Here is a 10,009-nt window from a genome sequence, read left to right as displayed (position 1 = left end):
CACATCGTGGCATAAAAGTAGCCACTAGAAAAAAATTGAATCTTAAGAGAAAAAAATAGCGACCGCCTCCTTAATTCTGGAGTTTTTTGAGCTTTCCACATCAAATTTTTTTCTGGAACTTCCGTTACAATATAATAAATAAATGTTTATATAACTTGTTATGATTTATTTTACCTCATATGCCCCGCATGCACCACTCAGTCATTTTTGGTTCAAACGACCCGTATTTGCACCAGTACCAGAGATTATATCACTACCAGTGTTATCCAGAAAAACATTCGAACCTATGGGGTAAATTATGTAAAGTTACGACTTAATTCAAATTGAAGGTGTACTTAAGAATCGCTCCGCTAGTGACGGGCGTGGGTTCAAATCCCACCCACCGCGTTCTCACAATGATTGCTTTATCAATCTCACCCATCTATTTCTTCCAAGATTAAGATTTATCCCTGTTATGTTTTTCCATCTCTTCCAGCAGAATTTTGTGTATCAATGAGCCATCTGCCTTTCCTCTCATCTTTTTCATTGCGATGCCCATTAAAGGGGCTATTGCCCTTTCCCCTTTTTTCTTTATCATGCTTTCATTCTCGCTTATTATCTTACTTATTTCATGCCTTATCTCTTCATCTCCTATCGCACCGAGCCCGCATTTTTTGATTGCATTGTCCAGAGAGTCATCCGGATTTCTGGCATAATATTCCAGAATCTGCGGCACCCCTTCCTTTGAAAACATTTTATTTTTCAGCCCTTTTAATATTTCGTCAATGTGCTCGAGTTTTATGTTGCCTTTGTTAATGCATTCTTTCTCAATTTCTGGTAGGACGTTCAGCAAAATCCTTGATATACTTTTTCCTTCCGAGGGATATTTGCCCACCAAATATTCAAACCAGTCATCTTTGTCCCCGTAAACGATTTGCCTCGCCTCTTCAGACCCGAGTCCATATTTCTCATACCTTGAAATTTTTTCTTCAGGCATTTCTGGAAGGGAAGATTTTATTTTCTTTATTTTCTCCTCAGTAATAAGAATGGGCGGCACGTCCGTCTCAGGATACATTCTCTCCGCACCTGGCATTGGCCTCATGTATTTTGTTGTTCCGTCTGCAATCACTTTTCTCACTTCTTCCGGCACTCCGTCGAAAGCTTTCACGGCTCTGAAAATCACCTCTTCCACGCATTTTCTTGCAACCTCCTCCTTTCCGATTGATAGAATAAAGGCGTCCATTTCGCCGCATTCAAGCTTCTCCCTCAGCATCTTTACTTCTCCAGTAGATATGCCATAATCGGGCAACTCGTCGGAATGCATGATGCCCCCTCCCGCCATCTCAGCCACTGCTGCAAATTCCTTTCCAAGCCTGTTTTCCCTGCTTTTTATCCCTCCAATCAACCCATTGAATCCTGGCAGGCAAGCAGCCATTACAACTCCTCCTTTATCAATTCCTTTCCTTATAATTGCCGATTTTGATTTAGAGAATATATCGCTCACATTGTCTATTTCTGCTTTCTTCACATCGCCAATTTTCTCTCTCTCTTTCAATAGCTTTTTAACCTCTAGCAGTTCCAGCTGGCGAGCCACTTCGTTCTTCAGAATTCTCGATATGCTCTTCAGTTCCTGCACTCCCTTTATCTCAACTCTGCTGCCGCCCCTGATTGAAACATTCAAATCCTGGCGTATCGTTCCTATGCCTCTTTTCACCTTCTTTGTCGCCCTTAAAATCCTGCCTATCCTTGACGCTACCTCTTCTGCATGTTCCGGTGATGAAATATCGGGGGCTGTCGCAATCTCTATAAGGGGTATGCCGAGGCGGTCCAGCCCGTATTTTACGACACCTTCATCTTCTTCGAGATTGCGTGCGGCATCTTCTTCAAGGCACATGGTTTCTATTCCAACATTGTCTGTTTTTCCTCCCAATGCGACAAGGGCAGTTCTCTGAAAGCCGCTCGTGTTCGATCCGTCTATAACAATTTTTCTCATAAAATGTATCTCGTCAACAATTTTTGAGTCCAGCAAAGTGGCTACAGTCAAGCAGATGTCTATCGCTTCGTCATTTGCATTGTGCGGTGGCTCTTCATCTGCTTCCACCATGCACGTTGCATCAGATGAAGCCGTGTATACAAATTGCCTCTTTCTTTTTGCTTCTGCCAGCGCCGCCTTGTCTATGTCTCCGAGCTCGGAGTGGGTTGGGCTGAGTTGGCGTTTGAATAAATAGTCCACATCATCGGTTATCTTAGATGGGCAGTTGCAAAACAGTTTATGGGTATCGAGTTGCTGGTGTATTTCAATGCCTGCTTTAAAGCCTATTTTTTTGTAGTCCATTTAAAACAATAAATCTTTATTTACGAGCATCAACGTCCTTCCGATGAATACATGGGTGTCGGGTATCAGCGGCCTTATAATGCTTATGTGTATTCCGAGAAAACCTATCATGAACCCTCTCTGATTTCCCCACATGTCCCAGAAATCGATTCTTGGCGGCACAAGATGCCCTTTTCTGACAACGGTGAAACTCAGACAGTTATAGTCCCACCATATGGGACGGAGCAGCAACCCGATGAATGTCTGGCGGGTAATCCCTAAAGGAAGCGACCTTTCTAGTGGTATGCAAACCCTCCCATGGCCATAGATGAATATGTGGGGAAACACGCTCACCTTTGTCCATGGCGTAAGATATGCATCTATGATATCTTCTATCCTATCCAGTATGTAAGCAAAAATTTTAAGCCAGCTCAAACTTGCAATATCACTAAGAATCATAGCTTTTGCCCTTTCCACGTCTTCCGGTGTTGATGAGGCCTTAAGCAAACGAAAATCACCGTTTATTTTTTCTATCGCTCTGATAACCGCACCTGCTTTCTCGGAAGGTATTATATCCGTTCCTTCAAGAATTCCGTTTTCCGTAAAAATAACGTATCTTATCTTGCTTTCTTCATCATTTGCATTTACTTTTAAAGGGGTCAAAACAGCCGACAGCACAAGTATAATGACAGCAAATAAAACAAGGGATAACTTTGCCACCTTCATTTTAACCACATAAATAAATGCCTGTCTCTTATTTATGGATTTCGTAATCCAGGCAATCGATAGCTTAATAAATTGCATTATATTCTCATACGGAAGGCCCCTAATCTGACTGTATAGCGGGGTGGGGTAGTCAGGAAAACCCGTCGGGCTCATAAGAACCCCTTTCTTACGAAGAAAGGTGTTTCATCCCCAAAGAAAGTGGCTGAGATACCCGAAGATCCGTGGTTCAAGTCCACGCTCCGCTATCTTTTTGTGATTTAGAATCTCCAGTATCGAGCAAGGAAATATTTATAAAACAATAAAGTATTATCCTTGGGGGCTGAAAATGAACAGAAATGCAAAAAGTAAGGCAATTTTTGTTAGTGTGTTATTTGTACTAACAATATTTGGGCAAATGGGGACAAATGTCCAAGGGCATGCCGATGTTTTATCAGTAAACTACAATTTTGACATGCCAGCGATAGAGATACAGGATGGTGTAGCGACTATTTCACTCAAAGACTGCTACATGGAAAATGACCCGGGAAAACCGATGATTCCAGTTTACACCGCTCGGATTTTAATCCCGGCAGGTAAAGATGTAAGAGCAATAGCAGTGTCTTATGGCAAACCTATACTTATAAATGAAGACGTTACACTGAAACACGGGCAACCACCAGTTATAATAGGTGAGGAAGGCCAGATGGTACCCAGGGATGAAAAAATCTACGGTTCCAACAATCCATATCCTGTGACGCCATTTAAGCAAGGAATTACAGCCACTTTCCGCGGCTTCGACATTCTGCACGTGAGCTTGTACCCGGTACGCTATATCCCGGCGGCAGGCAAGGTGTTGTACTTCCCGGATATGACGGTGAAAGTTACCCTGAAAAATGGAGAAATATCTCCGTTGTATAGAGGGGCGCCAGAGGACATTATGGAAATATCAAACAAGGTTGATAATCCTGAAACAGTCGGTACCTATGGTACTACTGATACACCTCAAACAACAGGAGTGACTCCCGGGGATTATGATTATGTGATTATAACAGATTCAGCATTCACCGCTGATTTCCAGCCGCTACTCAATCACAAGTCATTATACACAACGACAAATATTGTCGACACAACCTATATTGATACTAATTATGCAGGAGCAGATCTTCAGGAAAAGATACGCAATTTCATCAAAGATGCGTATACTAACTGGGGAACAACCTATGTATTATTAGGTGGCGATGTCGAGGTAGTTCCGTACAGAGGGTTTTACGGTCGTGTAGAAACATTTCCATTTCCAACGGTAGATCATGATATACCAGCAGATTTGTATTACGCAGCTTTAGATGGAACATGGAATGATGATGGTGACAGTGATTGGGGTGAGTTAGAGGACAATCCCGACTGGTATGCCGAGGTATATGTGGGACGAGCCCCTGTTAACACTGCAAGTGAGATAAGCAATTTTATTGACAAAGTTATTGCCTACGAAACAACAACAAAGCCTAACACGATTCAACTCCATCAATCAAGGTTGAACTCTGGCAACATTCCAGATTCTAGGACAGTTCCAGAGGATTGTGCTCGGTGGATTCCTGGGACTTATACCGTCAATAAACTTTATGAGGAAACTGAGACTGTTACCAAAACAAAATGGTCAGATGCATTTGCCAATGGTCGTCTTATAGTGCAGCATTGTGGACATGGAGATAATACATACTATGGTATCAATTATGAGAATGGAGGAGCAGTAGATTGGTACAATTCTGATGCCCTTGGCCTAATAAATAATTTTTATCCGATGCACATGTCCATTGCCTGTTATTCTGGTAACTTCTATTATTCCGATTGTTTAGCCGAGGCATATCTCTTAAATACAAATGGTGGCACATCAGCATGTATTCTCAATTCTAGATATGGTTGGTATACCTCAAATAATGCAAGTAAATATTCTGCCGAGTATATGCAAAGACAATTTTATGAACTTTTCCAAAAAGGCACAGAAAACTGGGCTAAGATGATGCAGTTGGCAAAGGAAAATTATGCCACTCAGGCGGCAAGCGATGGTGCCTATAGATGGTGCTACTATGAAATTAATTTGCTCGGAGACCCAGAGACACTTGGTTTGACAACACGAGGTGGTAATCAACCACCATACACTCCATCAAATCCAAACCCGGCGGATGGTGCGTTAGGGGTAGATATTAATGCTGATTTGAGTTGGACTGGCGGGGATCCTGATCCTGGTGACACAGTTGAGTATGACGTGTACTTTGGGATAACGAGTACGCCACCATATGTCGCTACGGTTACCACCACATCCTATGATCCTGGTACTCTTGCAAAAAGCACCCAATATTACTGGAAGATTGTTGCAAGAGATAATCACGGTGCAGAAACACTTGGACCGATTTGGACCTTTACAACTGTAACTACTCCACCCTATAAGCCAACTGATCCTGATCCAGCAAATGGTACAGCGGATGTAGAACTTAGCCCAACCTTATCCGTCTATGTCTCTGATTCAGATGGAGATACAATGGATGTTTCATTCTATGATGAATATGACACATTAATCGGCACAGATACCAATGTGGCAAGCGGTACAAGAGCATCTACAGTCTGGTCTGATCTCAGTCCAAGCACAACATATGGATGGTATGCAGTTGCAGATGACAATAAAGGCGGGACAAATGCATCTGATACATGGTACTTCACAACTGGTCAACCGAAAGAACAATTCTACACCAACCAAGATATTCCTGTATCAAATGGTGGTATCACCAATGACTACACGTATACAAAGGATTCAGATAATCAATATGAAGGCATAACAGAGAGAGAAAGCACAGGAAAACCAGATAACAGATATACCTACTTGGAGCATAAATGGGCCATTCCTGTAACTGGTGGCTATGGTTCATACGTCTTTTACCTAGAGGCACATCACACCGCTAATTCGGAAGGAGATGATTTTGTATTTGCCTACTCTACAGATGATAGTACTTACTATAACATGGTAACTGTTACTAAGACATCTGATGATAATGCCTACCAGACATATACATTACCAAACACGTTATCTGGTACAATATATATAAGAGTACTAGACACGGACCAAACGCCCGGTAATAGAGCTGCAGACACTATTTACATTGACCACATGTACATAGAAGCAGGAGGCACACCACCACCGAACCGTCCACCGAACAAGCCAATTAATCCTAATCCAGCAAATGGCACAACAGGTGTAGACATCAATCCAGCCTTATCAGTGGATGTTTCTGATCCAGATAATGATGCCATGAATGTAACGTTCTATGATGCAAGCACCCATACCATAATTGGAACAGATTATAATGTACCGAGCGGAGGCACTGCATCTGTTGTCTGGTCTGGATTGGCTTATAATACTCCATATAGCTGGTATGCAGTTGCAAATGATACAGAGCACACAAATACATCTGACACCTGGTCATTCACAACTAGAGGTGAAACACCACCTGGTGGCATGTACGTTTGGGATATTTCATGGAGTACCAAAACTGCTGGTCCGAATACATTTTTATACCATACCGTTACAGTCAGGTATGACTCAGATAATGATGGAATAGCAGAGGAAACAGATGCTCTGGTAAGCGATGCAACAGTATACTCTACGCTAACACATTTAGACACAGGAAATTATTGGACTTATTCTGGGATAACAGACTCCAATGGCCAAGTGACATTTACACTAAGCAAAGCTAGTACAGGAAATTACAAGGCAGAGGTAACAGATATAACACATAGCACTTATACCTACACTCCTGCATTGGACGTAGACAACCCAGACTACTACACATTGACATAAAAACCCTTTTCCCTTTTCTTTCTTTTCCTTTTTTACCTTTACATTTAACTTATGTGGAGTTGCTTTGTATTTGAGCGGATATGTTAAACTAAACTGCCAACCAAACATTCTCAGTAGGAATTGTCTTTTTTGCCAATTTCATCTGTTGACGGTCGGCAATGTGTTTTCAAATAAGAGAATAATTTATAGTAGTTAGTAATTTTTTATTTTCACTGAAACAGTTCCTGTAAATGTTCTCAAAAAGTTAACGGCAAAAGGAGGAGGGGGAACGAGGGCAAGGAGGAAATGTGGGAAAAACTGTAATAACCCTCATTCCCCTTTTCGCCATGCCTTACTTGTGCATGTAGTTATATAATAATATATTAGAGATACTATATAAACATTTCTATCAAGGAGGTTGTGGGCAGCTTACCGCCCACAAAATTTTTTATATCATCCACGTTATCTCCTGTATGTTTTGCCCAGAATGTGATTCTCTTCTTTACCCGAAAGGGGACGAAATGGTATGCAGAAAATGTGGATACAGGAAGAAAAAGGGTGGAGGTAAAGTAATCGTCTCGAAGAGGAAAGAAAAAGAGCTGACCATTGTAGAGGAAGATGAAGATTTCGGGATTCTTCCAAAAACAAATGCGAGTTGCCCCAAGTGTGGAAATAATGAGGCTTACTGGGTATTGAGGCAGACGCGTGCGGCGGATGAGCCGGAAACGAGGATATATACCTGCACGAAATGCGGGCACAAGTGGAGAGAGTATTAATTAACCGTAGGCAGCCATTCTTGGATGCCAGTCCCACTGATTTATCCTGCCGGGGATGTGATATGGTAACCTTATCAGTCCCAAGATTTTGATTTTTATGCCAATATAATCGCTCCAGTAGTTTCCATCCCATGTACTGCCGTGGTCGTCTCTTGCATTTTGTGCATTTTCTATAAAATTGTTATCGGTGAAAGTATTGCCGGCAGAACGCCATCCGACGAATATGCCGTAATGTTCATTTTTCTCCACGTTATTTTTATTAAAACTATTGCTGTTAGAATTCACGAATTGCGGGCCGTGTTCATTTTTCACTATTTTATTCTCGGAAATATTACTGTTGCTCGAGTCGTATAGGTATATACTGTACCAATTTTTTATGAAAGTATTGCCTGCGATATCGCTTTTACCAGAGCCATCAAGCCAGAGGGCGTACCACCTGTTAGAAGAAAAATTATTTTTCCGTATTGTAAGGGCTGGAGAATATTCACTCCATAATCCATACCAGTTTTTTTCAATTGTATTATTCTGTATGAGAACATTGGAGGAGTTATTCATGTAAACGGCATATTCGTTATTCAGCATGATATGGTTATTCTCAATCACGTTACCCTGGGCATTTTCCAGATATACGCCCCAGTCATATCCGGATATGGTCGCATTTTCAATAATGTTTTCTTTCCCGTAACAATGAATTCCCGCCTCATTTTTTCCATTCCCATTGCTTTTTATTGTAAATTCTTTTATATCTATCGCATCGGCAATAAGAGTGGTACCATTGCTTTCCAAAATCACTCCTTTTTCACTCTGCCCTACCAAAGATATTGATTTGTTTATTTTTATATCCTCATGATACGTCCCATTGTAAACAAAAACTTTATCCCCGTTCCCTGCATCATCGATGGCATCCTGAATGCTTGTATAATTGTTTGGGCCTGAGCCACCAACATATAACGTTTTCCCGTATGTTTTTGCTGTTGACCCGTCATTTCCTGATTGCCCTACTTTTAATGTCGGATCACCAAACAATTCCAGTTCCTCGGCTGCCTTCATGTGAAAACTTTCGGAAATCCCATGATGCCCAGGGTCAAATGAGTTAAGATACGAAGTTATGGCGTTGCTCACCATCATACCAAGAATGTTGGTATTGTGGTATTCCTGAAAAAGACGAAGGTGAAGATTACCGAGGTAGAAGGATGCCACATTCTCTCCATGTGCTATCCAGCAAAGGCCTGTAGAGCCGATCGATGCCACCGCCCCGCCTTTCTTCTTGCTTACAAAAACCCAATTGAAACATTCCTGGCTATTGTTGAATTGACTGAGATGTGCTCCGGACGTAAGCACGATGGGAACCATCTGGCGGTTTTTGAGGGATCGGATATTGGCATTGTAATAATAAATCCATTTTTCCTCATCATACGGATGGGTTGCCCAGAGATGTTGTGCTCCTGCACCTGCAAACACCACGAATCCCGCCCCCTGATTTATCGACTTTGAAATGGTAAACATATTCATTCCATTTGAAGGATATTCCCTTATGATGTTGAAATCAGCCATCTGTTTCGCTATTTCTTCTTCGAGATATATCCCCTCGGCAACATCCCCGCAGGGATCATTGGGATAAAGGTCGCCGCCGCACAATACCATATTTTTGAACCATTCATTCTTTGATTCATCACTTTCATATTGTATGATTTTTTCCACAACCGTCTTCACTTCTATTTTATTTCTGCATGCAAGCCTGCCGATATAGACATCGGGATAAAGATCCAAGCTATCGGTTTTCTTTCCTTCTGAGGTTTCGTGATCATACTCACCGTAGTATCCATTTCCGTTGGTGTCCCATGAGGAAAAATGCCCATCTGAATCATAAATGTCTGCGTAGTAAAGATCGCTGATGAATTTCCTTTCATATTCCCAAGAAGAGCTTCTGTCGTTCAAATATGCATATCTCACGGGAAGATGTTTGTACCCACCGACAAGCATTACATAATTTATTCCCCACTGTTCTATTGAACCCTTGATAAAGTATTTTATCTTCTCTGCATCATCCCTGCCCTGAACGGTGAAATAATTGCCGTTATAGATTTCATCAAGTGAAACGAGCATCGTTTTTACACCATAGCTTTCCTTATGCTCTACCAGCGGCTGCAGAGCATCGCTGAATTCCGCTGGCGTTACAATGAGCAAGTCATAAACATCATTGTCAAGCATTGGCTTTTCAGGAGGAATGTAATTTATCTCAATATTCATTTCATTTACATACTCCAGTTCATTTGTTAATGGAATATAGCGTGCTGGAAAAGCATGTATTGAAAGAAATATAGCATGCTCTCCGTTTTGAATGCCCGCTCCAATGTTATATGTGAACCAGTTTGATGGATATGGTTCGTTGCTTTCATATATCCC

5 protein-coding genes and 1 tRNA gene are annotated in these 10,009 nt (G+C 41.6%); 3 read left to right on the top strand and 3 right to left on the bottom strand.

The window, feature by feature from the left end:
- Window positions 1-436: 436 nt before the first annotated feature.
- Together gatE and U9O96_03075 are read right to left on the bottom strand one after the other, a co-directional pair.
- Window positions 437-2,314: a Glu-tRNA(Gln) amidotransferase subunit GatE gene (gene gatE, locus U9O96_03080; protein ID MEA2054090.1), complete on the bottom strand. Its 1,878-nt coding sequence runs from the start codon at window positions 2,312-2,314 to the stop codon at window positions 437-439.
- Window positions 2,315-3,019 (bottom strand): hypothetical protein, encoded by a 705-nt coding sequence (locus U9O96_03075; GenBank protein ID MEA2054089.1) that lies wholly within the window; start codon window positions 3,017-3,019, stop codon window positions 2,315-2,317.
- A 115-nt stretch (window positions 3,020-3,134) separates the two neighbouring features.
- On the opposite strand from U9O96_03075, the gene U9O96_03070 reads away from it, so the two are divergent.
- The 3 genes from U9O96_03070 to U9O96_03060 all read left to right on the top strand — a co-directional run bounded on the left by U9O96_03070 (window position 3,135) and on the right by U9O96_03060 (window position 7,603).
- Window positions 3,135-3,264: transfer RNA gene (locus U9O96_03070), tRNA-Met, on the top strand.
- A gap of 80 nt (window positions 3,265-3,344) precedes the next feature.
- On the top strand, window positions 3,345-6,848 hold the full coding sequence (locus U9O96_03065; protein ID MEA2054088.1) for a C25 family cysteine peptidase: 3,504 nt from the start codon (window positions 3,345-3,347) through the stop codon (window positions 6,846-6,848).
- 452 nt (window positions 6,849-7,300) lie between these two features.
- Window positions 7,301-7,603, top strand: coding sequence for a transcription factor S (locus U9O96_03060; protein MEA2054087.1), 303 nt, complete (start codon window positions 7,301-7,303; stop codon window positions 7,601-7,603).
- On the opposite strand, the gene U9O96_03055 is transcribed toward U9O96_03060, so the two are convergent.
- Window positions 7,604-10,009, bottom strand: a 2,406-nt coding sequence (locus U9O96_03055) for a C25 family cysteine peptidase (GenBank protein MEA2054086.1), incomplete at its 5' end; no start/stop codon positions are given.

It is taken from the genome of Candidatus Thermoplasmatota archaeon (assembly GCA_034660695.1).
Taxonomy (GTDB): Archaea; Thermoplasmatota; E2; order UBA202; family DSCA01; genus JAYEJS01.
This window is presented reverse-complemented; position numbering and strand designations above follow the sequence as displayed.

Coding starts and splice junctions, on each gene's coding strand:
- gatE (MEA2054090.1), bottom strand. CDS start 2,314: ATGGACTACAAAAAAATAGGCTTTAAAGCAGGCATTGAAATACACCAG.
- U9O96_03075 (MEA2054089.1), bottom strand. CDS start 3,019: ATGAAGGTGGCAAAGTTATCCCTTGTTTTATTTGCTGTCATTATACTT.
- U9O96_03065 (MEA2054088.1), top strand. CDS start 3,345: ATGAACAGAAATGCAAAAAGTAAGGCAATTTTTGTTAGTGTGTTATTT.
- U9O96_03060 (MEA2054087.1), top strand. CDS start 7,301: ATGTTTTGCCCAGAATGTGATTCTCTTCTTTACCCGAAAGGGGACGAA.